The sequence below is a fragment of the Paenibacillus sp. DMB5 genome, assembly GCF_001517085.1.
Classification (GTDB): Bacteria; Bacillota; Bacilli; order Paenibacillales; family Paenibacillaceae; genus Paenibacillus_AQ.
In genome coordinates this window covers 21,688-46,705 of record NZ_LRAC01000098.1, presented here as the reverse complement: position 1 = coordinate 46,705, position 25,018 = coordinate 21,688, and the positions used below count along the sequence as shown (strand labels likewise).

Annotated in this window: 30 protein-coding genes; 7 read left to right on the top strand and 23 right to left on the bottom strand. The window is 51.8% G+C overall.

Annotation, left to right across the window (positions count from 1 at the left end; genetic code table 11):
• Nucleotides 1–13: 13 nt before the first annotated feature.
• A complete protein-coding gene (locus AWJ19_RS10220; RefSeq protein ID WP_068723442.1) occupies nt 14–505 on the bottom strand; it encodes a DinB family protein in 492 nt (163 codons plus the stop codon).
• 383 nt (nt 506–888) lie between these two features.
• Between AWJ19_RS10220 and AWJ19_RS10215 the strand changes: the two genes are divergently transcribed.
• The 3 genes from AWJ19_RS10215 (at nt 889) to AWJ19_RS10205 (ending at nt 3,396) form a co-directional block, all read left to right on the top strand.
• The gene (locus AWJ19_RS10215) at nt 889–1,704 is read left to right on the top strand and encodes an ATP-binding cassette domain-containing protein (protein ID WP_241781676.1); all 816 of its coding nucleotides are present in this window, start codon (nt 889–891) and stop codon (nt 1,702–1,704) included.
• A 61-nt stretch (nt 1,705–1,765) separates the two neighbouring features.
• Nucleotides 1,766–2,551: a hypothetical protein gene (locus tag AWJ19_RS10210; RefSeq protein ID WP_068723440.1), complete on the top strand. Its 786-nt coding sequence runs from the start codon at nt 1,766–1,768 to the stop codon at nt 2,549–2,551.
• 53 nt (nt 2,552–2,604) lie between these two features.
• A complete protein-coding gene (locus tag AWJ19_RS10205; protein WP_068723438.1) occupies nt 2,605–3,396 on the top strand; it encodes an ABC-2 family transporter protein in 792 nt (263 codons plus the stop codon).
• Nucleotides 3,397–3,467: 71 nt separating this feature from the next.
• Here the strand turns inward: AWJ19_RS10205 and AWJ19_RS10200 are convergent, their stop codons facing one another.
• The 4 genes from AWJ19_RS10200 to AWJ19_RS10185 all read right to left on the bottom strand — a co-directional run bounded on the left by AWJ19_RS10200 (nt 3,468) and on the right by AWJ19_RS10185 (nt 5,754).
• Nucleotides 3,468–3,911, bottom strand: coding sequence for a GNAT family N-acetyltransferase (locus tag AWJ19_RS10200; protein ID WP_068723437.1), 444 nt, complete (start codon nt 3,909–3,911; stop codon nt 3,468–3,470).
• 101 nt (nt 3,912–4,012) lie between these two features.
• Nucleotides 4,013–4,477 (bottom strand): hypothetical protein, encoded by a 465-nt coding sequence (locus AWJ19_RS10195; RefSeq protein WP_068723435.1) that lies wholly within the window; start codon nt 4,475–4,477, stop codon nt 4,013–4,015.
• A 4-nt stretch (nt 4,478–4,481) separates the two neighbouring features.
• Nucleotides 4,482–5,027, bottom strand: a complete 546-nt coding sequence (locus AWJ19_RS10190; RefSeq protein ID WP_068723433.1) for an AAA family ATPase — start codon at nt 5,025–5,027, stop codon at nt 4,482–4,484.
• A gap of 130 nt (nt 5,028–5,157) precedes the next feature.
• Nucleotides 5,158–5,754, bottom strand: a complete 597-nt coding sequence (locus AWJ19_RS10185; protein ID WP_068723431.1) for a TetR/AcrR family transcriptional regulator — start codon at nt 5,752–5,754, stop codon at nt 5,158–5,160.
• Nucleotides 5,755–5,893: 139 nt separating this feature from the next.
• On the opposite strand from AWJ19_RS10185, the gene AWJ19_RS10180 reads away from it, so the two are divergent.
• Nucleotides 5,894–6,886, top strand: coding sequence for an acryloyl-CoA reductase (locus AWJ19_RS10180; protein WP_068723430.1), 993 nt, complete (start codon nt 5,894–5,896; stop codon nt 6,884–6,886).
• Between the two features lie 49 nt (nt 6,887–6,935).
• Here AWJ19_RS10180 and AWJ19_RS10175 read toward each other — a convergent pair whose 3' ends face one another.
• The 8 genes from AWJ19_RS10175 to AWJ19_RS10140 form a co-directional block, all read right to left on the bottom strand.
• Nucleotides 6,936–7,772, bottom strand: coding sequence for a cupin domain-containing protein (locus AWJ19_RS10175; protein WP_082707812.1), 837 nt, complete (start codon nt 7,770–7,772; stop codon nt 6,936–6,938).
• Between the two features lie 139 nt (nt 7,773–7,911).
• The gene (locus tag AWJ19_RS10170) at nt 7,912–9,504 is read right to left on the bottom strand and encodes a diguanylate cyclase (protein ID WP_068723428.1); all 1,593 of its coding nucleotides are present in this window, start codon (nt 9,502–9,504) and stop codon (nt 7,912–7,914) included.
• A gap of 177 nt (nt 9,505–9,681) precedes the next feature.
• The gene (locus AWJ19_RS10165) at nt 9,682–10,230 is read right to left on the bottom strand and encodes a YfiT family bacillithiol transferase (protein ID WP_068723427.1); all 549 of its coding nucleotides are present in this window, start codon (nt 10,228–10,230) and stop codon (nt 9,682–9,684) included.
• A 34-nt stretch (nt 10,231–10,264) separates the two neighbouring features.
• On the bottom strand, nt 10,265–10,939 hold the full coding sequence (locus AWJ19_RS10160; protein ID WP_068723425.1) for an HAD family hydrolase: 675 nt from the start codon (nt 10,937–10,939) through the stop codon (nt 10,265–10,267).
• Nucleotides 10,936–12,573, bottom strand: a complete 1,638-nt coding sequence (locus AWJ19_RS10155) for a glycoside hydrolase family 9 protein (RefSeq protein ID WP_068723423.1) — start codon at nt 12,571–12,573, stop codon at nt 10,936–10,938. Before AWJ19_RS10155 ends, AWJ19_RS10160 begins: the two co-directional genes overlap by 4 nt.
• Complete coding sequence (locus AWJ19_RS10150; RefSeq protein ID WP_068723422.1) at nt 12,566–13,432, bottom strand: HAD family hydrolase; 867 nt, start codon at nt 13,430–13,432, stop codon at nt 12,566–12,568. Before AWJ19_RS10150 ends, AWJ19_RS10155 begins: the two co-directional genes overlap by 8 nt.
• A gap of 139 nt (nt 13,433–13,571) precedes the next feature.
• On the bottom strand, nt 13,572–14,309 hold the full coding sequence (locus AWJ19_RS10145; protein ID WP_068723420.1) for a GTP pyrophosphokinase family protein: 738 nt from the start codon (nt 14,307–14,309) through the stop codon (nt 13,572–13,574).
• 171 nt (nt 14,310–14,480) lie between these two features.
• A complete protein-coding gene (locus AWJ19_RS10140; RefSeq protein ID WP_241781675.1) occupies nt 14,481–15,467 on the bottom strand; it encodes an HD domain-containing protein in 987 nt (328 codons plus the stop codon).
• A 295-nt stretch (nt 15,468–15,762) separates the two neighbouring features.
• Between AWJ19_RS10140 and AWJ19_RS10135 the strand changes: the two genes are divergently transcribed.
• Nucleotides 15,763–16,068, top strand: coding sequence for a Dabb family protein (locus AWJ19_RS10135; RefSeq protein ID WP_068723416.1), 306 nt, complete (start codon nt 15,763–15,765; stop codon nt 16,066–16,068).
• A gap of 27 nt (nt 16,069–16,095) precedes the next feature.
• On the opposite strand, the gene lepB is transcribed toward AWJ19_RS10135, so the two are convergent.
• From lepB to AWJ19_RS10120, 3 genes are all read right to left on the bottom strand, one after another.
• Entirely contained in the window at nt 16,096–16,593 is a 498-nt protein-coding gene (lepB, locus tag AWJ19_RS10130) for a signal peptidase I (protein WP_068723415.1), read from the bottom strand.
• 40 nt (nt 16,594–16,633) lie between these two features.
• A complete protein-coding gene (locus tag AWJ19_RS10125; protein ID WP_068723413.1) occupies nt 16,634–17,035 on the bottom strand; it encodes a DUF4265 domain-containing protein in 402 nt (133 codons plus the stop codon).
• Nucleotides 17,036–17,172: 137 nt separating this feature from the next.
• Nucleotides 17,173–18,039, bottom strand: coding sequence for an SDR family oxidoreductase (locus AWJ19_RS10120; protein WP_068723411.1), 867 nt, complete (start codon nt 18,037–18,039; stop codon nt 17,173–17,175).
• A 233-nt stretch (nt 18,040–18,272) separates the two neighbouring features.
• Between AWJ19_RS10120 and AWJ19_RS10115 the strand changes: the two genes are divergently transcribed.
• On the top strand, nt 18,273–19,055 hold the full coding sequence (locus AWJ19_RS10115; RefSeq protein ID WP_068723409.1) for a hypothetical protein: 783 nt from the start codon (nt 18,273–18,275) through the stop codon (nt 19,053–19,055).
• 28 nt (nt 19,056–19,083) lie between these two features.
• On the opposite strand, the gene AWJ19_RS10110 is transcribed toward AWJ19_RS10115, so the two are convergent.
• The 7 genes from AWJ19_RS10110 to AWJ19_RS10085 form a co-directional block, all read right to left on the bottom strand.
• Nucleotides 19,084–19,878 carry a lipid II flippase Amj family protein gene (locus tag AWJ19_RS10110; RefSeq protein WP_068723580.1) on the bottom strand — a complete coding sequence of 265 codons (795 nt, stop codon included), beginning with the start codon at nt 19,876–19,878 and terminating at the stop codon, nt 19,084–19,086.
• A gap of 5 nt (nt 19,879–19,883) precedes the next feature.
• Nucleotides 19,884–20,327 carry a DUF2809 domain-containing protein gene (locus AWJ19_RS10105; protein WP_068723407.1) on the bottom strand — a complete coding sequence of 148 codons (444 nt, stop codon included), beginning with the start codon at nt 20,325–20,327 and terminating at the stop codon, nt 19,884–19,886.
• Nucleotides 20,328–20,359: 32 nt separating this feature from the next.
• On the bottom strand, nt 20,360–20,836 hold the full coding sequence (locus AWJ19_RS10100) for an NUDIX domain-containing protein (protein WP_068723405.1): 477 nt from the start codon (nt 20,834–20,836) through the stop codon (nt 20,360–20,362).
• Between the two features lie 180 nt (nt 20,837–21,016).
• A complete protein-coding gene (locus AWJ19_RS10095) occupies nt 21,017–21,589 on the bottom strand; it encodes a putative ABC transporter permease (protein ID WP_241781674.1) in 573 nt (190 codons plus the stop codon).
• 198 nt (nt 21,590–21,787) lie between these two features.
• A complete protein-coding gene (locus AWJ19_RS10090; protein WP_068723399.1) occupies nt 21,788–21,973 on the bottom strand; it encodes a hypothetical protein in 186 nt (61 codons plus the stop codon).
• A 188-nt stretch (nt 21,974–22,161) separates the two neighbouring features.
• The gene (locus AWJ19_RS35765; RefSeq protein ID WP_167347609.1) at nt 22,162–22,335 is read right to left on the bottom strand and encodes a hypothetical protein; all 174 of its coding nucleotides are present in this window, start codon (nt 22,333–22,335) and stop codon (nt 22,162–22,164) included.
• 109 nt (nt 22,336–22,444) lie between these two features.
• Nucleotides 22,445–23,347, bottom strand: coding sequence for an ArsR family transcriptional regulator (locus tag AWJ19_RS10085; RefSeq protein WP_068723397.1), 903 nt, complete (start codon nt 23,345–23,347; stop codon nt 22,445–22,447).
• Nucleotides 23,348–23,493: 146 nt separating this feature from the next.
• On the opposite strand from AWJ19_RS10085, the gene AWJ19_RS10080 reads away from it, so the two are divergent.
• Nucleotides 23,494–25,005 (top strand): alpha-N-arabinofuranosidase, encoded by a 1,512-nt coding sequence (locus tag AWJ19_RS10080; protein ID WP_068723396.1) that lies wholly within the window; start codon nt 23,494–23,496, stop codon nt 25,003–25,005.
• The last annotated feature ends 13 nt before the right edge of the window (nt 25,006–25,018 follow it).

Here is a 25,018-nt window from a genome sequence, read left to right as displayed (position 1 = left end):
CCACCTGGCTCTTTTATTCCTTGCCCGGCAGCGTGTCCCGCAGTCCGCGTCCAATCAGATTGGCCGACACCGGCTTATGCCCCAGCTCCCGCGCCCACACCGACAGCTGTCCGATATGATGGATCTCGTGGGCAATGATATGACGCATAATCTCACCCCAGGCATCGATAGCCTTCTCTCCTTCGTAACGCTTATCCACAAAGATATTGCGCTCCAGCCCCTCATGCCAGCCCAGCACAAACGCTTCTACCTCCGGCCGGAAGCGGGCATCCAGCTCTTTTACCTTATCCAAAGTGCTATATTCCGCAAAATCCTCCTCAAAATCAGGCTTGCCCTGCATCGCCATGATCCAGCTCCATTCCACATCTGCGATGTGGAACAGCGTTTTCAGAATCCCGCCGACCCCGCCGGTCCTCGGCTGCAGCAGCTCCTCCTCACTCAACGTCTCACACCATTTATACCACTCTTCACGGACCATCCAGTTGTAACGGAACAATGTCTGCATAAATCCCTCCGGAATTTTAAATTTAAATAAGAATCTTTGCATTCAGTGTATCACAGCGGGTATTCGAGTCCGAGGGAAAGAATGATTATAAAAAGCTGCTGCTCTCAATATCCCCAGACAACGCAAAAATACCGGCAACCAAGGTCACCGGTACGTAAATTCAATATGTATATGATACAAAAAAAACACCTAGTTTTCCTGCGTTAACTATAAAATTAATATAGCACGGAAATGTCAACCTTGCAAGCATTTTTATGGAAAACGGAGAAAAAAGCTCCTTTACTCCCCCGCTGCCTGCGCTTAAGGAAGTACAGAGTATAAAGCGCCGCTGTCTCGTTCACCCATATAATGGTATGATGTTTTGCGCGAAGGAGGCGAACGAGATGCAAATCAGACTCAGGGAGATCAAAAAAAGCTTTAAAGTGTACAAACGCCCGGAAGGCAAATGGGGACTCTTTAAGGGAGCTTTTATGCGGAATGTAACGGAGGTGGAGGCGCTCGGCGGGATCGGCTTTGACATTGCTGAAGGTGAGCTGGTGGGATACATCGGCCCGAACGGTGCCGGCAAATCTACCTCGGTCAAGGTGATGAGCGGAATTCTGACACCGGACAGCGGCGAATGCACCATTCTTGGCAAAATCCCCTGGAAATACCGTGTGGAGCATGTGTCCCAAATCGGCGTTGTGTTCGGGCAGCGCTCGCAGCTGTGGTGGGATGTGCCGGTGGCCGATTCTTTTGACGTACTGAAGGATATTTATGCGATCCCGCCCGGAGATTACAAAATCAGGCTGGCCGAGCTAACGGCAACCCTCGGTGTGGAAGCGCTATTACGAACTCCTGTCCGCCAGCTCTCGCTGGGACAGCGGATGCGCTGTGAGCTGGTGGCAGCCCTGCTGCACCGGCCGAAGATTCTGTTTCTGGATGAGCCGACGATCGGACTGGATGCGGTATCGAAGCTGGCACTGCGCAATTTTCTGAAGGAAGAAAACCGCAAGCACGGAGTTACCATGCTGCTGACTACCCATGATATGGACGATATTGAGGCGCTATGTGAGCGGGTGATGGTAATCGGGCACGGCAAGCTGCTCTATGACGGCAAGCTGGCCGGACTGCAGGAGAAATATGCACCGGAGGTTGTGATGAAGGTCAATACCGATGCGATGATCGCCGCTATGTACAACGATCTGGCTCTGACATAACCGGGTGTGCAGCCTCATAGAGTGAGGGCATTTATATTATTTCAGGAGGTGTGTAATTGCAATGGATTTTAAAAATACCTGCCGGGCTTCACTCTCCCTCTTCCGCATCCGGATGGCTGAAGGCCTGCAGTACCGGGTGTCGGCCATTTCGGGAACGGTGGTCGGCGTGTTCTGGGCGCTGCTGGAATGTGTGCTGTTTACTGTTTTTTATACATATAGCGAGCACGGCTCGTGGAACAACAACGGCATGAGCCTGCCGCAGACGATTTCTTATGTGTGGATCGCACAAGGGCTGTTTGTACTGCAGACGATGAGTATTGACGGTGAGATCATGGGCAAAATCAACAACGGCGACGTCGGCATTGAGCTGTGCCGGCCGATGAATCTGTACACCCACTGGTTCGTCAAAAGCTCGGCCGGCAAGCTTGGCACCTCCTGGATCCGCAGTGTCGCTACCGTGCTGGTTGGCCTGCTGATGCCCGCCGCTTATGCGCTGGGTGCTCCTGCGTCTTTTGCGGGGCTGCTCTGCTTTCTGCTCTCGGTCATTATGGCCTTTGTCCTCTGCTCGTCATTCGCCATGCTTGTAACCACAGTCCGGCTGAATGTTACCTGGGGTGACGGGCCGAGCCATATGCTTCTGCTGCTGAGCGGAATTCTGTCCGGCACCTACCTGCCGCTTCGGCTATGGCCAGACTTCATGCAGACTTTCCTATACCTTCAGCCGTTCGGCGGCTTCGCCGACATTCCGGCCCAGCTCTACATCGGCAGTATGCCTCCGTCAGCTGCTCTGCCTGCAATTGGACTGCAGTTTATCTGGAGTGCTCTCTTTATCGCGGCCGGCGGCTGATCATGAACCGCAAGCTGAAAAATATTATCGTCCAGGGAGGGTGAGCACACAGCATGATTGCCGAGAGTAAAATCTATTTTAAATATTTGCGGATGCATCTGCTGTCCGGAATGGAGTATAAAGGCTGGTGGCTGATGCTGATCCAGGTGCTGGTTGTCGTGGTCTCCGACCCGATCGCTACCGTCCTGCTGTTCTCCCGCTTCGGCAATATCGGGGAATGGAGCGTCGCCCACATCATTCTGGTCTACTCGCTGGCAGTAGCCTCATTTGGTCTGGCGGAGAGCTTTTGCCGGGGCTTTGATTATTTTCCGTGGCATTTGCTGCGTTCCGGTGACTTTGACCGGCTCCTGCTGCGGCCGCGCTCCCTGTTCGTTCAGGTTGCCGCCTCCCGGTTCCATCTGCACCGGCTCGTCCGTCCAATCACAGGAATCTGCGCCGCAGGCTGGGCCTTGAGCGAACTTGGAGTGCAGCTGACTCCCGGCAAAATCGGAATTCTCTTTATGGCGCTCGCGGGCGGCTGCATTATGTATTGCGGGGTGTTCGTGCTGACCTCGGGGCTTGCTTTTTTCACTATTAAAGGGCTTGACTGGATTTATCTGCTGACCAACGCCAGCTACCAGGTTACCCGCTGTCCGGAGCCGTATATGCCGCGGGTGCTGAAAAATGTCTTCAGCTTTATGCTGCCGATGCTGTTCATCAGCTTCTATCCGGCTGCCACCGTATGCGGCTGGGATTATCCGGCATGGCTGGGCTATCTTTCGCTTCCTTCCGGCGCTGCCTTTCTCGGGGTCTCGCTGCTTGTCTGGCGTATCGGCGTAAGACATTACAAAAGCACAGGAAGCTGACCCCCGTTATGGTGATCAGCTTCACTGTTTTATTACAATTATTAGAGGGCAGCATCACTTCGCTTGCCGGCTCAGTGCGAGCTCAGGTGCTTGCGGTACCCCTCCACCTTCTCGTCCCGGTAGCCCATCTTCTCATAGAAGACATGGGCTTCCTTGCGTTTCTCGCCTGAAACGAGAATGATGTAATAGCAATCGCGCTCGTGGGCGATGTTTTCGATGGCGGTCATCAGCTGCTTGCCCAGACCCTGACGGCGGGCGCGGCTTGAGACGACGACATTTTCGATAACCATGAACGGCCGGCAGTCCCCGATTAAATCCTGACAGAGGATGCCCATCAGCGAGCCCATCAGCTCTCCGTCCACATAAGCGCCTAACAGGATGTACCTGCTGTCTGCCTTAATTGCTGCAAAAGTATCCGCAAATTTGCCCGGCTCTGCCGGCGCGCCGGTCAGCTCCCGGTACAGCTCATTTAATTCCGTTAGTGAGTCCGCCTCAATTTCTTTGATCGTTACCATGGTATGTACAACTCTCCTTACGATTGTAAATATTTATTTCTCATATATATAAAGCTGTCCATTTCGGGGGTGGTTCATCCGTTCGACTGATTAACTGATCCTCACTCCGGCTCATCCCCGTCCAGCTGCAGCTCAAACTGCTCCTGATGCCCGTCCCATTCAACACTCACCTTGATAGGCGCCTGTCCGCGATTCAGCGAGCCGTCGCTTGAGCCGTACATGTGTAAAGACTTAATTCTTACCGGGCCCTCCATCGACTGGCTTGAGCCGTGGCCGAGCGCCTCGAAGCCATACGTAAACTGCTTAATCTTCTTAAGATCTTTGGCATCCCCTTTATAGGCTAACTGAAAGTTATATTCGCTGGACGCCTTATAGTATGCATTTCCGCCTTTGGCCTGAGCTGGCTTCTCTGTAACCGTCTCACTGTAGATTGCCGACCAGTGCTCGCCTTCACCAGAAAAAGTGTACGTTTGATGAAGTGTACCGCTGTTACAGCCAGTCAGAAGCATCAGCACTGCGATAAACCCGCTTAGCAAAAGAATTCGTAACGCCGCATTCCCTCTCATAGGCTCAGCCCTCTTTTCCACAGGATAAGTAGTTCAGAACAGCTTCCACACGCTCCTCTACCGACAAGTCCCCCTCCAGCCGCAAAACAGGACAGTTCAGCTCCCGCATCCATGCCTCATGCAGCTTAAGGCTCCGTACCTCCGGACCTGCCGTATCGTACAGGCTCGCCCACTCCAGAAAGGCCTGCACGTCCCCGTACCTGCTCCCGCCAGGCAGACTCTCATGGCCATAACGCTCATATTCCCTGGTCTTTAACCGCTCCAGTCTAATAGACGGAGGAATCCGCAGAAAGATTACCAGGTCAAAATAGGACCGCAGGCTATCCCCCCAGCCGCACACCGCACCGGATAAAATCCAGGGCTCAAGCTGCTCCAGATCATGCCTGATCCGGTCAAGACGCTCCGTCAGTTCACGCTGCTTCGAGAATTTCTGCTCCCAGAAGTAATCATCACTATCCAGGTGAACATGCGGAAGCCGGCCGGCAAGCGCCTGCCCGAGTGTGCTTGTTCCCGATCCTGAGGCTCCCATGATATGAATTCTGCGTTTCATCCGCACCTCCTGAATCCCTCTCAACTGAGGATATGGCTGCAGCCCGTACGCTGCTCCGTCAGCCAATGTAATAGCTATCCATAATTTAACATACTACAGGTGAGCAGATTCTGCAAAAATGAAGCCATAGCTACACACTCAGCAGCTTCATGATTGCACTGTGGCAGGATTCCTTATAAAGGGTATGCAGCTCATCCTGATCAGCCATCAGCCACTGGATCAGGCAGCCGTCAATAATCGCCCGGATGACCGGGGCTGCCCTGTCCGGCGTCAGTTCTTTATTGAAAATCCCCTCCTGCTGTCCCAGCAGCAGCACCTCTGTACTGATACCCGCACAGCTGTCATAGAACCGCTGGTTAATCTCCCGATAGACCGGACCGCGGCTCGCCCTGGACAGGAAATCGAGATAGACCCGGTAAAACGACCGGTTCTGCACCGGACCGGCAAACGCAGAATCAATATAGGCGTTAAGCTTGCCTTCCGCCGAATGCTGCTCCGCTACCGCCGCCCGCTCCCTTGCGGAAATTTTGCCGGTCAGCCACTCCAGCAGCTCCACCAGCACGGCTTCCTTGCTCGTAAAATAATAGTGGACTACCCCCTTGCTAACCTCTGCGTAATCCGCAATCGTCTGCAGAGTAACCGCATCATAACCGTGCTCTGACAAGGCGCGGAATGCAGCTGAAAGAATCTGTTTGCGCTTCTCTTCGGATTTCTTGTACTTTACCATACGACCTCCGCCATGCAGCGTAATTGCCCGCTTAGTTTGTTTAATGTGTAGTATATCATAGTCATAAAAAAGTTGACCGGTCAGAATAAATATTATATAACTGACCTGCATACAGTTAATGGATAGGAGCGGATTTAAAATGACTGAAACATTTCAAGCTTTGGTTGTAGATAAGAACGATACCTTCTCAGTGGAGGTCAAGCAGATTACCCGGGAGGAACTGCCTGCCGGGGAGGTTTTGATCAAAGTGGCTTATTCCAGTGTAAATTACAAAGACGGACTTGCCAGCATTCCAAACGGCAACATCGTGCGTAATTACCCGTTCATTCCTGGCATTGATCTGTCCGGAACGGTCGTGTCCTCAGACGATAGCCGCTTTCAGCCGGGACAGCCGGTCATTGCCACCAGCTATGGCATTGGCGTGTCCCACTATGGCGGATTCAGTGAATATGCCCGCATTCCGGCCGAATGGGTGATTCCGCTGCCTGTAGGGCTCAGCCTGCGGGAAGCGATGATATACGGGACAGCCGGCTTCACTGCTGCACTGTCCATTCAGGCGCTGGAGGATCACGGAGCGGCCCCGGATAAAGGCAAGGTGCTGGTAACCGGTGCTACCGGCGGCGTTGGCGGCACGGCAGTTGCCATGCTGGCCAAGCTGGGCTACGAGGTAACAGCCAGCACCGGCAGAATGGACGAAGCCGGCTATCTGCAGCATTTAGGCGCAGCCGAGGTTATTACCCGTGAAGAGGTTGGCGGCGGGGCCGTGAAGCCGCTGGACAAGCAGCTCTGGCAGGCTGCGGTGGATTCCGTCGGCGGAAGTCCGCTTGCAGCCGTGCTGAGCAAGATCGACTACGGCGGAGCGGTTGCGGCCAGCGGATTAACCGCAGGAACCGCGGTTCCGACAACGGTAATGCCCTTTATCCTGCGCGGGGTAAGCCTGCTGGGTATTGATTCTGTCTCCTGTCCTGCCGGCAAGCGGCAGCTCATCTGGGCACGGATGGCAAATGATTTGAAGCCGGACAATCTGGATGTGCTTGTAGACCGGGAGATCACATTAACTGAACTTCCTGCTGCACTGGAAGATATCCTTAAATCCAATACAAGAGGCCGGGTGCTTGTCCGCCTGTCATAGAAGCAGCCCCCGGGTCATGAGACCCGGGGGACTTTTGTATAGGTGCCACCTATAACTCGTTGTCTGTTACAGCATTCGCGTAAGCCGGGATACCTTGCGTGTATGGCAGCTGGCGGTAAGGCTGCTGTACATAAGGCTGGCTATAGTAGGAATGCATACTCATAGGCTGATACCCGAATCCCTGCGAAGCCGGCTGGGGCATATAATACGGCATGTTGGATGCTGCCATAACAGGAGCCATGTTTGGAGCCATATTAGGCGCCATATTTGGGGCCATGTTTGAAGCCATATTCGGGGACATATTTGGGGCTATATTGGCGGCCTGCATATTTTCGGCTGCTGCCTTCACAGGTTCACAACAGTCCGCAGGCGGGCCGATGAAGGTTCCGGGCTTCACCGGAGCCAGCGTTTCCTTCACCATTGCCTCATTCAGGCAGTAAGTATGAGCCAGTACATTGGCCGGTGTTTTACTTAAAATATCTGATCCCAGAATAACCTCAGGCGTAGGCGCGTCAAAAATCGCCAGCAGATGTGTACAATCCGCTGTGGCGACCTCATAATGCCACCAGCCCTGCGGTACATTAGCCACCTGGCCGGGGGTAATCGGGAAATGCAGCAGCTCGTTAGTGAACGGGTTGATTAGCGAAACCACTGCTGAACCGGAAATACAATATACCAGCTCGGCGGCATTCTGATGGTAATGCGGCTCAACCACATTGGATTTGCTGAGAAAAATATCAAGCAGAGATGTATTTTCCAGCGTGTTCAGCTGCTTGATCCCGAGAACATTGATATAATTGCAGTCATCCTTTTTAAACAGCGTACTGCAGTTCAGATCTGCCGAGAATTGTGTCGCCGGGGATTTATAATCCATGTATGAAGTCATGAAATGCCTTCCTTTCTTTGAAGCCCAATTTTTATCGTTCTGGGGTAGAATATGTATCTGCCTACGCCCAGGTGACGATTTCTTTGCTTCTCCACGCAACAAAAAAAGCATCTTTTCCGGGAAAAGATGCTCCTCTGCCTTACTCGCCATAGATAACCGTCCGGTTCCTTCCGGTATGCTTGGCCGTATACAATGCCTCATCCGCCCTTCCCAGCAGCTCCTCCCGGGTTCTTCCATGCGTAGGGTAATGGGCAATTCCCTGCGAGGAGGTAACCGTCATCGGCAGGGGAACCTCCGTCACTTCCAGCGTCTTACGGATCCGTTCAGCCACAATGTAAGCATTCTCCGCCTTGGTCCGGGGAAGCAGCAGTACAAACTCCTCACCGCCGTAACGGGCACAGACATCGCCGGGCCGGATGTTTGACACTAGAATATCAGCAACCCGCCGCAGCACCTCATCTCCGGCCAGATGGCCGTACGTATCATTTACAAATTTGAACTTATCCACATCAAGTACAATGACCGAAAACGGCACCCTTGCGGCAATCCACTGGCTGATGCTGTTATCCAGCGCCCTGCGGTTAGTCAGGCCGGTCAGAAGATCGGTCCTCGCTTCCTGGGTCAGCTGGTCTGTCTGCTTCTGGATGTCCTTCCAGGCCAGCACCACCGCTGTTGTAAGCAGATCCACCTCACGGTTCCAATGAGGCTTCAGCTCGGGCAGCTCGACCTTTTCTCTGCCGATTTTGTTGACCAGGTCAGCAAGAACCACAAACGGTTTGGCCAGCTGGTGTGCAAGGACAAATACACAGAACAGCAAAACTACGAACGGAATAAGGGTGTACGCCAAAATTTTGTTCAGATGCATCCGCAGCTGCTGCTGGATAACATCTGCAGGTGAGACAACGACAACGCCCCAGCCATTGGAGGGAACGGACGAATAACCGGCAAGCATGGATACCCCTTGTGTATTTACCGCCTGCATACTGCCGCTCTTACCCTGCATTAACTGCGCGACAACCCTGTTATTGGTTACATCATCATTCAGTCTGCTGATATCCGGGTGATAAAGTAAACGCCCTTCCCTGCTGACAATGTAGTAATAAGACCCTGACTCATCTATCACATTATTTCCGAAGATCATATTCAGAATGTTGTAATCCTGGAGATAGACCGTGCCTACCAGCTGTCCCTGATAATATCTGTCTTTGTTATATAGCGGCTCACTCATTAAGAACAGCATTCTGCCGGTCGACGGGGCAATAAAAGGCGCCGAAAGGTAAGAATTTTTTAATCTGAGCATTTCTTTTATCTCGGGAAAAGAAAGGCGCCTGCCTGCCATCCCCAGATCTGAAGGTGAATTATTCAAAACATTACCGCCCGAATCCATCAGAACAATCGAGTTAAAGTAATTGCTGCTGTTGCGCGTAAGCTCAAGATAAGCATCTATATGGGCCGGCGGTACGGCTCCCAGATTGGCAATCTGGTCCGCACTGAAGAGCAGGCTGCTGCGCATCGAAAGAAACAGCGAGTCCACCGTCTTGCTCATTCTTTCCGCATTAGTGTAATTCAGATTAAGCGTTGTCTCTATAAGAGATTTCTTTTTGGACTGGTAAGAACCAATCAGCAGAATGGTTGTGGTTAACAGGAACACCAAAGTCACCAGTGCCATGAGCAGCAACGTGAGGCTAAGTTTCTTTCTGGGTCTGGGTTCTGCTCTTACTGGTCCGGGCATTTCTCTCAACCCCCTATCCGGCCGGGCTTATTTGCTTTAATTATATACGATTGGAATGGAGAATCTAGCTCCAGATTTCTTTTCCAGTTCTATTGCCAGCTGAACATTGTAGGGGCGGCAGACAAATCAAAGAGCAGGTGCCAGGGAAGCCGCCGGCAGCCTGCTCTTTGGTATGATTCACCATCCGCTGCGCTGAATAAGCGAAGTAATCTGGGCAGTATGGTGATTGCTATGCCAGATATATCTTTGCAGTGCAGCATCCAGGGTCAGCGTTCCAAGACCGGCGCTCACAAAGCTCCGTTCGAAGTCAGCCTCCTTCAAAGAATTCAGCAGGGTTACAAACCGGCCGTTAAGACTGTCTATCAGCTGAAGCGAGGATTCCACCGGTTCACCTGTATAATCGTTTTGCTCAGCCCACAGATCCTGCCGGTAAGACGGAATCTGAGGCTGTTCCTCCGTCAGCCCTTTTTTGAAGCGGAGATAGGCGTACATCCCGGTGTCAGCCAGGTGATGAACGACTTGCCTTACAGTCCAGCTCCCTTCACGATAGGGAGTATTCAACTGCTCGGGAGTAAGCGGAAGCACTGCATCCTTTAATTCTGCCGCCAGCCGGCTGGTCTTCTGAATGTCCTGATTTCGTTCCTCCGTATTCAGATAGATCCTCGCCTCAAATCTTCCTACAGGATAACGCAAAAGTTCAAGCTCATCCGGTGTATATTCACTCATATAGTACTCCTCTCTAATATGGGGCTAATGTAAGCTATAAGAGCCCATAGCATTCATCCAGCGAAGCCACTGTATAATCGGGCTTCACCGTATGCTCCCAGCACGCTCCGGTCCGGTTAATCCAGCATGAAGTAATCCCTGCCCTTGCCGCCCCCAAAACATCTGACGGTGTATCTCCGATATGAATAATCTGCTCCGGTGCAGCTCCGTAATGGGTAACGACCTCATGGAACATAAGATTGCGGCTGTCGTTTTTGTAGGACCTGTACTTTTCAGAAGTAAATAGGGTGACAGGATAGTTCAGGTAGAATTCCGGAAGCATCAAGGTATCTGTATCACTGACAATGCAAACCTGATAATCCTGGCATACCTTTTCCATAAACCGTTCCGTATCTTCATACAAAGCAGACAGCCGATGCTGTGCAAACAGGATATCTACAGCCTGCATGTCATCGAAATCCACCCCATGCTGCCGGAAAACCTGCCGGAAGCCGCGGGAGTAAATCTCTTTACTGGTCCAAAAGCTTCCCTTCTCCCTAACCTCTGCCGCCGTTTCATAATAGCTTCGCAGCAGCAGGCTGCCCAGCTCCAAAGCCCGTTCCTCACTGTAATGCTGCTGCAGAATAGGCCTCCACACATGCTCTCTCCGGCCTTCAATATTTACGAGCGTCTGAAACATATCCAGGCTGACTACGCTATAACGGCTCATCCCTGCCAAGACCCGCTATTAAACCTCGCCGCCACAAATACTGCCGGAGAGTTCCAGTAGATTGTAACCTCGTTCGTTGAGTAGCTGAGGTCATGATCGGCAAAGCACTGCGCGGCAGGCTTCCCCTGAAGATGCTCCCTGACATATTCATCATGCAGACCGCGATCCGGCCCGCCGGACACAAGGCCCGGAACCGGCTCCTCTACCCCGTCTCCTACAGACGGGCGGTGATGCGGATGGCGGACGGGATGGTCACCGTAGCCGGTCACGTAGCTGATGTCCAGTACATTCCGGCCGAGCAGATAATGCAGATGATCCAGCGCACACTCCGCATAGGATGCCTCCCCGCTGAAGCGCTCTGCTGCCAGCAGCAGCAGCGCATTATTCATCACCAGCATATTGCTGCCCCAGATATAATCCTCTTCACGCAAGGAGATGCGGTATCCGTCTTGTCGGCTAACCGCAGCAAGCCGGTCCGCCTCAGCCAGGAGCCCTTCCTGCAGTGTCCGGTATAATTCTTCATCCGTCTGATCCTTGCCGGTAAGCAGATAAGCAAATGTGCCGTAGCCGCCCATATCCGCCCAGCCAAGGGCGAATTTCGGAAATGGCAGCCGGGCCAGCGCCCGAACAGCTTCGTGGTACATCTCTTGGCCTGTTGTCCGGTAGAGCTCAGCCGCGGCCCAGAAGCGTTCATCTTTATCCTCTTCATCACCGTATTCACCGGTAGATATTCCCGGAGGATTGGTGAAGCCTGGTTCCTCAGGGTGCTGCTCCAGCCATTGCCAGGCTGCCTCTGCCGCCGCCAGGCAGCGTGCCGCAAAGCCCTCATCCCAGGGCTTATAGATTCTTGCAGCCATTGCCATCACACCGGCGAAATCTCCTGTGGCCGCCGACGATACCGGCGAGAAGAACAGCTCGTCCGTATCATCCTCCGGCATCACGTCAAGCCCGGGAAAGCTTGCGGTGGTGAGCTTGTGATACACACCGCCGCCGGGCTCCTGCATTTTGAACAGCCAGTCCAGCTCGACCTTGCATTCCAGCAGCACATCCGGCGTTTTGCCGTCGGTTTCCGGCAGTGTGAAGCTGTCCGTAAATGCAGCAGGATACCATTCAAAGGCAAGCAGCAGGTCGGCAACAGCCTTAGCCCCCGGACCGGAATACTTGCCATAATCTCCGGCATCATGCCAGCCTCCGCTGCTGTCCAGCTTCAGGCCGGGCTGGCCAATTACAGAACCTTCTGCCAGATGGCAGGCTGCGTGCCCCCAAGGTCCGGCATACTCTCCCCCCTGCTCCACACCGCAGCGGTAGAAATAAAAGGCTTTCAACAATCCTTGCTGCAGCTCCTCATAAGGACGCTCTCCAATAATAAACTCAGCAGAAACCGCCCCGTCCTCCGCTTCAATGAGATAGCTGCCGGAATCCGTAACCGCAGAAAAATCTCCTGTATGTACAGTGACACCGCTGGTCTTGTCCCAGGCTGCTGCAGATGTCACTCCGCTGTACACGGCTGTACGGGTTTTGGCATCCAGCACCCGGAACTGATGCTCCCCGCCCGTAAACAGGGCAATCTTGCTCCCTTTTGCCGGATATCCAATCTGATTCACTGTAATTGCGCGGATAATGTGTTCACTCACCTGATACACGCTCCCTTTTTAATTTCAGTGTCTGCTCCAGATATGCTGCTACACCCTCTTCATTATTGGAGGCAATCACCTCATGTGCAAGAGCCTTGAGCTCCGGCTGGGCATTCTGCACGGCTATTCCCCTGCCTGCTGCCGAGAACAGCCCAAAATCATTAACATGATCACCGAAAACAGTGATATTGCCTGTCTCAACGCCCACATGGTGTGCCCACAATTTCAGGCCTTCACTCTTGTTGCCCCTTGGATGGCTGAATTCAAGAAAGTAATGATCCTCTATGTATATGTCCTTCATGAAATGGACCTGCAGCTGGTTCCCGAACCGCTCCTGCACCGCCTGGCGGATTGGCTGAAGCTCCTCAAGCAAACCGATATAGCTGATAATCAGTGTCCTGAAGCCGTCGGGACATTCCAGCTTGTTCACTTCCCGGAACCGCTTGTCCCCGGGCCGGCTGTTAAAGAACTGTACCACACCGCTTCTCGTCAGCGGTTCATGCAGCACACGTTCACAGTCCGCTTCATCCAGTGAGAAATAAAACGGTGAAATGCCGCCCAGCTCCTGTCCGAGAGCGATAATTTCACCGGAGATAACGGGATCCAGCCAATACCCGTCGATCACCTTGCCGTTGATCCCGTCATAGATCAGCGCCCCGTTATAGAGTATCAGGGGATGTTTCCAAGGTATCCGGGAAACTGCACGGGCTGCGCTGACATACCCTCTGGCCGTTGCATAACTGATTATAGCGCCCTGATCAAGCGCTTCTGTAATTACCTGCACTGTATAGTCTGTAAGCTTCTGTTCCGAGGTGAGCAGTGTTCCGTCCAGATCCGTAATATAGGCCTCTGTTGTCATACATCCTCCTCAAAGTTTTGATAGCATCTGCTACACTGGAATTTCACCGCAAAACTGCTCCGGAAGCATTCACTTCGTTTTGATAGCATCTGCTTCATATACAAAACATGCTATACGATGAGATAAGCTACCGCTGTGATTATTCACCCAGCAGCTTCATAAAACCGGCAGGCAGATTGAACTGCTGGTTATTAATCATAATCCGCTGGAACTCAATGGAATCCTCATCCGCCTGGGCATCCTTGATTTCCTGAATCTCCCGGTGCAGGCGTTCCATCTGCAGATCCAGCTCGTTTGCTTTTATGGCCGCATTCTTCAGCTCACGGGTCAGGTGTTCAGGAACAGACTGGCTATACTTGTAGAAAATTTTATGCTCGAGGCTGGCCCAGAAGTCCATGGCAATCGTACGGATCTGAACCTCTACACATACCAGCTCTGTACAGTCTGACAGGAACACCGGCACTTCCACCAGCAGGTGAAGACTCTGGTAACCGTTCGGCTTAGGGTTCTTAATATAATCCTTTACCTGCAGCACTTTCAGGTCATCCTGCTTCTGCAGCATCTCGCTGACCTGATAAATATCCGAAATGAATGAACACGTGATCCGGAGGCCCGCAATATCCTTGATGCTTGATCTTACTGCATCCAGGGAGAACGGTTTGTTTTTGCGCAGCATTTTGTTCATAATGCTCTCCGGGGATTTGATGCGGGACTTGGTATGTTCGATCGGGCTATAGTCATGGAGCATCTGAAATTCCTGCTTCAGGATTTCTATCTTGGTCTCAATTTCCTCCAGGGCGAACTTGTAAATCATCATAAACCGGGTCAGCTCATATTTGATCTGCTTAAAATTCTCAATCTGGTTGCCAGCGTTCATCTTCATTTCTCCTCTTTCTGCTGCCAATAGGCTTGGCAGTTTCTCTATTAATCATAGCCAGTCAGCCGGAGGAATTCAAATATGCCTTATATGTAAAAAAAAGCCGCCCGAGTCCCGTACTGGGCCTGAAGGGTGACTTTATTTGAGTATAACTGCAAGATTTAACCGGGCTTATACCAGAACCTCATCAACAGTCAGGGTGCGTTCCCGGGACAAGTCCCTGTAACCTTCATTCACTTTAATCAGCGGCTTAAAAATATCCAGGGCATTGTTCATTACAATCGTGCCGGTCTCCCCGTTACTAAGCTGCACAGTCTTTCCTACAAAGCCCGGCAGGAGATGGCCGGTTAAAGCCTGTACCACATTGCCGTTCAGTCTGCCGAAGCCCCATTCATGCACCTGGCGTAACACACTTACCAGTCCCTGCTTGGGCCGGCTGAGTCTGGAGGTGGTCAGCTTCATATAAATATCGGCGACTGTAACAATCTCCGTATACGGGTGCAGTTCGTTCTTGAGGTTACCTGCAGGATGAGCGGGGTTGTTCTCATAGTCATGATGCTGCAGTGCAACCAGCGCTGTGGCTTCATCCTGCATCGAGCTGCGGATGATATCGTAGCCGTAGGCGGTATGGCGTTTCAGTTCTTCTGTTTCCTCAGCCGACAGCAGGCCGGGATTGTTCAGGATGGACAAGGACACCTGGCTCTTGCCGATATCATGCAGATAGCCGGCACGGCTGATCCGGTAACTTTCCTCTTTGGAGTGCCCCAGCCATTTAGCAATATAGTAAGACAGCAGGCCCACCTGAAGCGAGTGCTGGTATGTATCAATATCTTCGCGGTCAAGCAGGAGCAGCAGAGAGACTACATCCTTTTGCTTATCCAGAGTCTCCAGCAGCGGCTGCAGCGTAGTATCCACCAGAGCCGGGGTGAAGCAGCCCTGGGATAATGCCTCCAGAAAAGTCGCCTCATAATTCATAATTACCTGGTCGAATTCATTATACAGCCCATGGCCAGGGTCCTCAGCAATTCCATACAGTTCACGGACCTGAATCGACACGTAATCGACCCTGTGTCTGATCAGCAGGGAAATTTCTTCACGCGTGACGACAGTCCCGCCCGGCAGTATATGCAAGCCTACACGATTGAAAGTGTCAGTCATGAGGCGGTCACCTGGTTTAAGATCTGTGACATGAACCTTCAAGTTGCAGCACTCCTTTTAAATTACAAATAATTAAACCTTATCTTCTTTGATCATAGCCAAATGCCCTCCTGGTAACAATATGGTTAAAGTCACATTCATTTGTCCGGCCTAGTTCTAATGTAACCCTACTTTAGCCGCGCTTTATTCCGGAGTCGTTATGGTGTTGTTAAGTGAAGTTTTTTCTTGTTTCTATCTTTATTGCTGTAATCAATAGTATAATCAATTCCAGTTCTTTCAGTTGAGGAGGTTCATTATGTTCGAGCATTTGGTTGTATTTAAGTTTAACAGCAGCTTTAACCCGGAGCAGGAGCAGCAGCTGGTACAGGCGCTACTGGGTCTGAAGGATCAGATTCCGGGAATAACCGGATTAACGGCAGGTGTGAATGTAACCGAGGAGACGGAGAATATCCATGGCTATACGCTGGGGCTCCGTGTGACCTTTACAGATCAGGAAGCCCTGCGCGCATACGGGCCGCATCCGGCCCACCAGCAATTTGTAGCCATGCTTGAGGGGATTATTGAGAGTGTTGTTGTAGTGGATTATCCTGTGCATGTCTGATCCCGGGCAGACCGGGAGGCAGCGTCTCTAAAAGATATCGTTCACATCGGCAAGCACCTTGCCGACCAGCTGATCCTTGGCTACAAACGGAGTCGGCCACAAATGGGCATCATAGCTGACGTTCCGGTTGTCGCCAAGGAAGAAATAATGCTCATCCGGCACTGTAACCGGCCCAAAGGTATAAGTCATACCTTCCTTCAGATAAGGCTCATCTACCTTGCTGCCGTTACGGAATAGCGCTCCCTCTTTGATTTCAATCGTATCTCCCGGCAGTCCGATCAGCCGTTTTACATAACGCTTCTCTTCCTCGCCAGGTACCGGCGGATAGAACACGACGATATCCCCATGCTCCAGCGTGGTAAGCCAGAGCAGCTTTTCCACAAACAGCCTGTCATTTACCTCGATTGTCGGGACCATTGAATCCGTCGGGACTCTCATCGCTTCAGCAACATACGACCGGATAAATAAGGACAGGATTACACCCAGCGCGATACTGGGCAGCCACTGCTTCAGAAATTTTTTCATACTGGCCCTCCGCTTGTCCGATTTAGATATAAAGTTGGAATTAGAGTTCAAACTTAGCTAATATCCGTGACATTTCAGCCTCGACATCAACTGCAGCGTCCTTCTGGATATGTATGACAAGAAAGCCTCCAAAAATTTGTTCATAACGCCCGCCATTTTCCTTGACCGCCTGCTTCAGCGCTGAAATCTCTCTTGAACCCGCCGCTTCCTTGCTGAGCAGCCAGGCATACCGCTTATAGGCTGACTTTTGCACAGTCTCCACATAATAGGAGATCCCCTGCTTCTCCTTGACCCGGATAATATCTCCGAGCGCTATGCCTGGGTTAAAAATCGGCGTCTCTTCAATCCTGTATTTATCATGCGCTACTGGAGTCACATCAAGCACTTCTATCTCACGCCCCGACTCGTCAAAACAGATATGCAGCCCTACTGTATCCGGCATCGTACACCTCAATTCTTAACAAAATCCGTGAACCTTCATTGTATTCAAACTTTCATAGTTTGGCAATGAGAGTGATCAACATCTGGTTGCATCTTCCAGAATAACGCGGATGTTCCGGATTTTTTTAGCAGAGCAGCCTATTTCATCCCCGCTAGGGATTTGGCAATGAAGCGTTCGAGCATTTTCCAGGGGAGCAGGATTTTGCCGATAATCAGGCTGTGAATACCCTTGCCGACCGGATAGCGCAGCTTGGGAGAACGCTTCTGGACAAGCCTTCCGATCAGCTCTGCTACCTGTGCAGGATCCGGCGCAGTTTCTGCAGTCCTCCGGGAGTAGCTCAGCACCTGCTCCAGCTGCTTTTTGTAAGGAGAAGCATCACTGGTGCGGATGCTCTCCATCCCTTTGCCCCAGATCGGTGTGCGGAAGGAGCCGGGTTCAACCAGAATAACCCTGATCCCGAAAGGCAGCAGCTCCTGGCGCAGACTTTCGCTGAAGCCCTCCACTGCAAACTTGGATGCGGCATACGGCGCATAGCCGGGAAAGCCGAACAGGCCGCTCACACTGCTGACATTGATTATGCAGCCTTCACGCTGTTCGCGCATAACAGGCAAAACAGCCTTGGTAACCTCCACCAGACCGAAAAAATTCGTATCCATCTGGCGCCGCCACTCCTCCATGCTTACTTCTTCCGTAAAGCCGCCGACAGCAAAGCCTGCATTATTCACCAGCACATCAATGGCCCCGAAACGCCCGGTAACCGCTGACACGGCCGCTTCAATGGAGTCGGAATGCGTAACATCCATCGTTACCAGGTGAATTCTCTTCGTTACACCGGCCGCATCCGCCTGGCGGAGCAGCTCGTCCTTGCGCTGCAGATCGCGCATGCACGCAACCACCTGATACCCCAGGCCAGCCAGCCTGACTGCCGTCAGCAGTCCGAAACCGCTGGAAGTTCCCGTAATCAGCGCGATTTGATCTCGGGCTTCTTCATTTATTTGATTCATATAAGCCTCCTGTGCTGTGAATGATCTCTTCAATTCTATATTGTAAATTCTATATTCGGGCAATAGCGAACTGGCGTTCTTTTATTTCTTGACTTCCCAATAAATTCAAGCTATAGTGTGTATAAAATATACATGTTGAGCGGGCGAAGCACCTCGCAGGATAGGCAATTATGCCTTTCTTGAGGGTGCTTTTTTGCGTTCGCTGATAACATGCAGAAATGGAGATGAACTAAATGAACAGCCCTTCAATCACGAGCAGAATCCGCACCCTTACTGTCCTCCTGGTCATTCTGGCGGTCTTGTCCGGGAATACTCCCCGGGCTGCCGCAGCCTCAGACTGGGATGCGGCGCTTGACCAGATTAATGATCTGTACAGCAGCTACATCAGCCTGCAGGCATCTGTTAAGGCCGAGAGCAAACGGAACCAGGAGCTGCGCAAGCAGAACACAGCCGATCTCGCTGCTGTTAATGCAAGGCTACAGTCAACCGACAAGAGTCTGCTGAGCCGGCTCAAGTCAGAGGCTGATGCCACCAGGAAGAAGCATGCTGCGCTGCTGGAGCAGTATGCTTCCCTGGGCAAGCAGGCTGCTGCCGCACGCAAAGCGGGCAATCTCAAGAGCGCTACTGCATTCGAACTGAAGCGCAATAAATTGAAGGCTGCTGCGACTGCAGCGCGGGTTGAGATTAAGGCGAAGAATACGGCACTTACCGAAGCTACAAGTGCTGCTGCAGCGAAGAACAAGCCGGCCAAGGATGCTTTGTCGCCTGTATCCGGCATCAGAAAGCAAATCACTGCCGGGAACAAGCAGATCAGCGAAGCTCAGGCTCTCCGCTCAGAAGCGGACAAACAATATAAGGCAGCCGTAAGGGCTGGAGATGCCGTTACTGCTGCAGCCGGAATGAAGCATTCCTGTGCCCGGATGACGGAAATCCGTACTTATCTGCAGCAGGCCTATGTACTTGAGCAGAAGATTACTGCGGCCCTCCGGCTTGCCGAATCAAGGCTTCCGGAATGAATCTTGAGGGTGAAGCCTGCGGGCTTTGTCAGATCAGCTGAACCATCCAGCTGATGAAATAGGCCGCCGGTTCAAATACAAGCTGGCCGAGCAATGTTCCGAGAACCCTGGAGAACATCAGCAGAACATAGATTTTACCGAGCTGGTCACGATACTCCACGCTCTCTGTAGCCTTATGGGTGATAATCCCCAGCTGCGGATCAATAAAGATGGTCAGCAGAATCGTGGCCAGACCGTTGATCAGCCCTGAAGCGTTGGAGGCGGTGGCAAGCAGCTGGGGAGACAGATGTCCCGCATACAGGGAAGACAATACACCGACAGTGTAGAATCCCGTGACGAAGATGTTCATAATAATGAACCGCTTGGGAATGCCCAGATACCGGAAGCTGGGCAGCTGCAGGCCGGGCCGTTTGAAATATTTGCGGGTGTTCTTGAGCTGCTCCACTGTCACGCTGCTGAGCAGCTTGGGAATGGAGCCCTCTATCTCCAGCCTGGAAATCACCCTGCTGAACAGGCCGACAAAGGTCGGGAACAGCGCTATTGCAATCAGAGTACCCAGGGTGGAAGCGAGCATAATAATCCGCAGATAATTGCCGAGCGGAAAGCTAGGATCTTCATTGTTGGAGTAGTCCACAAATTTGGCCGTCAGCGGAGCCTGAATCATATTGGCTGTTCTTGAGATCAGCACGATAATGCCGGTCAGGGATAAGGCAATCGCAATCTTGTTCAGCTTCACACCTGCAAAACGGACCGAATAGGATAACGTTTCGGCCGTATTGATGATCAGAGTCAGCAGGCATACCACGATTAAGCTGTTGGTCATGGTCATTAGGGAATCTCATCTCCATCAACCTTATTTATCACGGGTGAAGCTGTGTTCAGGCACCAGCGGTCCAGTATATAGGCTCCGCAGATTCCTGCTGTATAGCGCAACAGGTCGATCCAGAGGAACCCTCTGCCCAGAATCAGCCCGCCCGCCAGCGTAGCCCGTACTTCGTTAATCCATGCTGCCTGGTACAGCTGGCTGAACTCGATGCTGAAGCTGAACAGAATGCCCACCCCCAGCGCAACTGCCATTGAACACCGGCTGAGCAGCAGGCGGAATCCGAAATACACCATTGCCGCCCATAAAGCGTCTCCCAGATGGGCTGCGGCAAATTCAGGCAGATACTCCGCATACACTCTGGAACATAATCCTGACACAATAGTAATGATTATGGCACAGCAATATATAATTTTGCTGCGGCTGCGGTTCACTTCAATTTTTTGCACACTGTTAGCTCCTGACTCTGCAAAACAAGAATCTACTCGAATATTGCCGGCTGAGCTTCACCTGACGGTCTACGGAACAGCTCAGGAGGGTACGGAATTGCAATCTGCGGCAGCTCGTCTTCACTGAAGAATCTGAGCTCCTCACACTCTCCATCCATATTTCTTGGTGTACCCTTAACGATAGTACACTCGAATACAGTAACCGAATACTCGACACAGTCACCATTACTGTACTCATATGCATATTTTGCTCCTCCGAATACTCCGCTCACCCTTAACGGTGTTACCATTAGACCAGTCTCCTCGAACACCTCGCGGCGCACTGCCCTGGACGGAGTCTCCCCAGGCTCAACTGCACCGGCCGGCAGACCCCACAGCTGTTCTCCGCTTTTGCGGACGAAGAGAATCTCATGGGCGTCATTACGAATGACTGCAGCTACAGACGGCATCATCAGCAGGCTTGTACCTATCCGGCTGCGCAGCTCACGGTAATAATCAGATATCGGCATGATAACGCCCCCCTCTATTTTGTACTAATGTATGATAGTAACGGTTCAGGAAGTACAGCACCCTGTATCTATATTAGACATCCCATACCCCGGTTCCTTGCAGGCATGCCAAATAAGGACTTCCTTTGCCGTGTGGTCAAAGAAAGGTCCTTATTATTAACATGTCCTTATGAATAGACATTAGCCTTCACCATGCTCCAGTTCAGTCAGGCTGCGACGGCGTATCCGGAAGGTCCAGAGCATATCGGCCAGGAACATCACAGCAACCAGCGGTAGAGCAGGTAACCATACAGGCTCCATTAAATGGTACAGCAGCGCGATCAGCGGGTGTAGCGCATAGATGCATCCGGCAGACAGCACCCACCAATACAGTGAGAATTTAAGGCAGATATGACCGTGGAGCTGGCGGGGCATGTCCGAATAATCCCACCATTGCTTGCGGAAAAAGGTCTTGAGCAGCCAGCCGCTGACATATTCAACCACCGACGGAATAATCAGCGCCAGCAGCAGGAACACGGGAAGCGGCAGCTCCAGCCGCTGAAACGACAGAAGCAGCAGCGGAGCAAAGCCATACATCGGTTTAACCGGCCCCTTTAGAAAACCTTCTTTGCGGAAGCTTCCCCGGCTATAGAGATTATATGTCCCTTCAAGGACCCAGCCCAAGAAGGAGTAGACTGCAAAGTAAAAGAAATACTGGCCTGCCGCCGCAAAAGCAGAATCGCTGCCGGGTGACAACAGCAGAAAAAGATTCACAGGCACTGCCTCCCTCACTGTAAGTTTAGTTTTACAGATGGTTCCGGGAGGTAGTATGCCATAGCTCTTTTCATCTTATACAGGAGACTTATATATTAGTGCTAACAAAAAAGATGTCCCAGCAGCCTGTAAATCACGGCTTCACGGGACATCTCCTTGTCATCCTTAACTTTGTCTGAATACTGAACACTTTAAGGTTCACTCCTTCTGCTGCTGTTCCTTTGCGAGCTGTGCTGTTAAAGGACTGTCATGCTGTTTTCTCAGGGCCTCCAGCGAAACTTCACTGCGAACGCCAAAGTCAGAGCCGTACTTTTTCTCAAAATTGCCTGCCAGTGCCTCTCCCCGCTTTTGCCTGTACCTGCCGTTATCGTTCCGACTACGCATTTCTTTACCTCCCTCAAGTTCAATTGCCTGAGTCCCGGGAAATCTGCGCTGCTGTGCTGAATGATGAAGACTAATGGCTGGACTTGACCTGAGTATACAACAGGCACCAGGCAATACTCAATACACCATGAGCTGTGTACGCAGAAACAGGCTATCCATATAGGATAGCCTGTCTTGAGTGCATATCTTTAGTTTTTGGGAAGCGGGTCCGGATGGGCGGATTCCGCAGGTTTGGCTACCCAGTCGTCAGCCTCCGGCTCAATGTCCACGCCGTTCTCCATCTTCTTGCGTTCTGCCAGCGAGTCACCGTCTTTATTTTCTTTATTGCGGAGATCCGCTTCGTTCTGAATGTGATCCGTCATGTGAATTCCTCCTCAGGCTTAACAGTTTTTTGTTCACTTAGTTATAGTTACCCGTAAGACTGATTTGCAAACATTAATTCTGCGCAAGGAAGTAATCCACCGCTTCTCTTTATTCATAATAAACCCTGAACACGATATCCTGCTCGTAATTACCGAAGCCCCGTCCATACAGAGTCAATCCGCCTCGCCTTCGGGTTGAGTCTTCTGCCGTCAGCCTGAACGTCCACTGGTCCTTCTGCCAGCATACATCATCCAGGGTTACCGATGAAATCTGCTGCCCGTCTATATAGGTTCCTCTTCGGTTCACCCGCAGCACCTTCAGCAGCCCGTACTGGTTCACATCGGAATTCCACCAGGAAGGGGTAAGCCGTCCGCGCATCACCCCGAAGTCGCCGGGACTTGTCCATTTGCCCAGATCATGCCCGTTAAGCGCAAACAGAATTTCCGAAGGCCATTTTTCATTAACATTCGGCGCTTCCGAACCCAGCTCCAGGGATATTTCAATTTCCTGAACCTTCTGGTCCATAAACAGGTAATTAGGCACTTTATATTCGGCATAACCTTTAGCAAACCACAGAATGCCTGCATCAACCCGCTCGGGATCAAGAAAATAACGCGGATCATCATAGTATCCGATCAGCTTGTCGGTCGTGGCAATTCCGCAGGTCGGGAAGGCCTGCAAATCTGTATAGTGTCCCACCGGAACGGATACCTCAACCACTTTACGGGCAATGCCCTTCGCCCCCGACAATTTGATCTGCAGAAAATTAGCCGACAGCGAGCAGTATTTATAGGTTCCGCCGTCAATCCGTTTCATCTGCGAGCTGACAATTCCGGCCTTCTGCAGCTTGGTGACATGCGAGCTGACGATGGCGCTGCTGAGATACAGCCTCTCGGCCAGCTCTTTTATATGCATTTCTTCCGTACCCAGCAGATCAATGATCCGGAGCCTGACCTCACTGGCCAGCGCTTCATACACTTTTAGCGATTCTGAATCAGTAGTTAAGTACATCCTTATCCTCTACCCCTCTTGGATTAGTATTTATATTAATCCTAAAGATTTATATTGCCTATTTTAACGTATAATTCGTATTATGTAATCATATAAAGATTAATTAATTAACAAATTCATTAATCCATCTCAAAGGAGCTGCACTGATGACAATAAAATCGACAATGATCGTTGACAAGGATTTCAGACTGGGCGAGGTTGATCCAAGAGTTTACGGTTCCTTCATCGAACATCTTGGCCGGGCTGTGTATGGAGGCATTTATGAACCCGGACACCCGACTGCCGATGAGGACGGCTTCCGCGGAGACGCCCTGCAGGCTATCCGTTCGCTGAACGTTCCGATTATCCGCTATCCGGGCGGCAACTTTGTCTCCGGCTATAACTGGGAAGACGGTGTCGGACCCAAGGAAGAACGTAAGCGCTCTCTTGAATTGGCCTGGTGGGTTACAGAAACCAATCAGGTCGGCACCAATGAATTCGCCAAGTGGGCGAAGCTGGTCGGCTCTGAAGTCATGATGGCGGTAAACCTGGGCACACGCGGCATCGACGCAGCCCGGAATCTGGTGGAGTACTGCAACCATCCGTCAGGATCTTACTACAGTGATCTGCGGATTTCCCACGGGGTTAAAGACCCGCACAACTTCAAGACCTGGTGTCTTGGGAATGAGATGGACGGCCCGTGGCAGATCGGTGCCAAAACAGCGGTTGAATACGGCAGACTTGCCAACGAAACGGCCAAGGCAATGCGCTGGGTTGACCCCAACCTGGAGCTCGTCGCCTGCGGCAGCTCGGGCAGAAGCATGTCTACCTTTGCCGAATGGGAAGCCACTGTGCTTGATCTCAGCTATGACAATGTAGACTTCCTGTCGCTGCATACTTATTACAATAACAATGAAGGTGATACTCCGAATTTCCTGGCCAGCTCACTGGATCTGGATCAATTCATCGACAGTGTAGCCGCTGTGTGCGACTATATCAAGGCCAAAAAGAAAAGCAAGAAGAAAATTTACCTCTCGCTTGATGAATGGAATGTATGGAAGTCCCAGGGGTCCAGCCGCGCCGAAACGTACTGGCAGGTAGCTCCGCCGGAATTTGAGGATGTATATAATCTCGAGGATGCGCTTGTTGTGGGCTGCTGCCTGATCAGTCTCCTCAAGCATGCTGACCGGGTAAAAATGGCCTGCATTGCCCAGCTGATCAATGTCATCGCGCCAATTATGACAGAGAACGGCGGACCTCTGTGGCTGCAGACTACATTCTACCCTTACATGCATGCTTCACAGTACGGCCGGGGAACCGTCCTGCACCCGCTCATTACCAGCCCGAAATATGATTCCAAGGACTTCACTGATGTCCCTTACCTTGAAGCAGTCAGCGTATATAATGAAGAGCTTGGCGAAGTTACTGTGTTCGCTGTGAACAGACACCTGACTGAAGGTATGGAATTCTCAGTTGATCTGCGCAGCTTCGGCGAAGCCTCTGTCATCCAGCACACGGTGCTTGAGCATGAGGATCTGTATGCAGCCAACACACGCCAGAATCCGGGCAACGTACTGCCCCATGACCGCGGAAATGCAGCTGCAGACGGCGGACGCGTGAGCGCGGTGCTGCCGAAGGCTTCCTGGAACGTAATCCGCCTGAAGGTTAAGGCTGAATAGCAGACGGCAAAAG

Coding starts and splice junctions, on each gene's coding strand:
- AWJ19_RS10220 (WP_068723442.1), bottom strand. CDS start 505: ATGCAGACATTGTTCCGTTACAACTGGATGGTCCGTGAAGAGTGGTAT.
- AWJ19_RS10215 (WP_241781676.1), top strand. CDS start 889: ATGCAAATCAGACTCAGGGAGATCAAAAAAAGCTTTAAAGTGTACAAA.
- AWJ19_RS10210 (WP_068723440.1), top strand. CDS start 1,766: ATGGATTTTAAAAATACCTGCCGGGCTTCACTCTCCCTCTTCCGCATC.
- AWJ19_RS10205 (WP_068723438.1), top strand. CDS start 2,605: ATGATTGCCGAGAGTAAAATCTATTTTAAATATTTGCGGATGCATCTG.
- AWJ19_RS10200 (WP_068723437.1), bottom strand. CDS start 3,911: ATGGTAACGATCAAAGAAATTGAGGCGGACTCACTAACGGAATTAAAT.
- AWJ19_RS10195 (WP_068723435.1), bottom strand. CDS start 4,477: ATGAGAGGGAATGCGGCGTTACGAATTCTTTTGCTAAGCGGGTTTATC.
- AWJ19_RS10190 (WP_068723433.1), bottom strand. CDS start 5,027: ATGAAACGCAGAATTCATATCATGGGAGCCTCAGGATCGGGAACAAGC.
- AWJ19_RS10185 (WP_068723431.1), bottom strand. CDS start 5,754: ATGGTAAAGTACAAGAAATCCGAAGAGAAGCGCAAACAGATTCTTTCA.
- AWJ19_RS10180 (WP_068723430.1), top strand. CDS start 5,894: ATGACTGAAACATTTCAAGCTTTGGTTGTAGATAAGAACGATACCTTC.
- AWJ19_RS10175 (WP_082707812.1), bottom strand. CDS start 7,772: ATGACTTCATACATGGATTATAAATCCCCGGCGACACAATTCTCGGCA.
- AWJ19_RS10170 (WP_068723428.1), bottom strand. CDS start 9,504: ATGCCCGGACCAGTAAGAGCAGAACCCAGACCCAGAAAGAAACTTAGC.
- AWJ19_RS10165 (WP_068723427.1), bottom strand. CDS start 10,230: ATGAGTGAATATACACCGGATGAGCTTGAACTTTTGCGTTATCCTGTA.
- AWJ19_RS10160 (WP_068723425.1), bottom strand. CDS start 10,939: ATGAGCCGTTATAGCGTAGTCAGCCTGGATATGTTTCAGACGCTCGTA.
- AWJ19_RS10150 (WP_068723422.1), bottom strand. CDS start 13,432: ATGACAACAGAGGCCTATATTACGGATCTGGACGGAACACTGCTCACC.
- AWJ19_RS10145 (WP_068723420.1), bottom strand. CDS start 14,309: ATGAACGCTGGCAACCAGATTGAGAATTTTAAGCAGATCAAATATGAG.
- AWJ19_RS10140 (WP_241781675.1), bottom strand. CDS start 15,467: ATGACTGACACTTTCAATCGTGTAGGCTTGCATATACTGCCGGGCGGG.
- AWJ19_RS10135 (WP_068723416.1), top strand. CDS start 15,763: ATGTTCGAGCATTTGGTTGTATTTAAGTTTAACAGCAGCTTTAACCCG.
- lepB (WP_068723415.1), bottom strand. CDS start 16,593: ATGAAAAAATTTCTGAAGCAGTGGCTGCCCAGTATCGCGCTGGGTGTA.
- AWJ19_RS10125 (WP_068723413.1), bottom strand. CDS start 17,035: ATGCCGGATACAGTAGGGCTGCATATCTGTTTTGACGAGTCGGGGCGT.
- AWJ19_RS10120 (WP_068723411.1), bottom strand. CDS start 18,039: ATGAATCAAATAAATGAAGAAGCCCGAGATCAAATCGCGCTGATTACG.
- AWJ19_RS10115 (WP_068723409.1), top strand. CDS start 18,273: ATGAACAGCCCTTCAATCACGAGCAGAATCCGCACCCTTACTGTCCTC.
- AWJ19_RS10110 (WP_068723580.1), bottom strand. CDS start 19,878: ATGACCAACAGCTTAATCGTGGTATGCCTGCTGACTCTGATCATCAAT.
- AWJ19_RS10100 (WP_068723405.1), bottom strand. CDS start 20,836: ATGCCGATATCTGATTATTACCGTGAGCTGCGCAGCCGGATAGGTACA.
- AWJ19_RS10090 (WP_068723399.1), bottom strand. CDS start 21,973: ATGCGTAGTCGGAACGATAACGGCAGGTACAGGCAAAAGCGGGGAGAG.
- AWJ19_RS35765 (WP_167347609.1), bottom strand. CDS start 22,335: ATGACGGATCACATTCAGAACGAAGCGGATCTCCGCAATAAAGAAAAT.
- AWJ19_RS10085 (WP_068723397.1), bottom strand. CDS start 23,347: ATGTACTTAACTACTGATTCAGAATCGCTAAAAGTGTATGAAGCGCTG.
- AWJ19_RS10080 (WP_068723396.1), top strand. CDS start 23,494: ATGACAATAAAATCGACAATGATCGTTGACAAGGATTTCAGACTGGGC.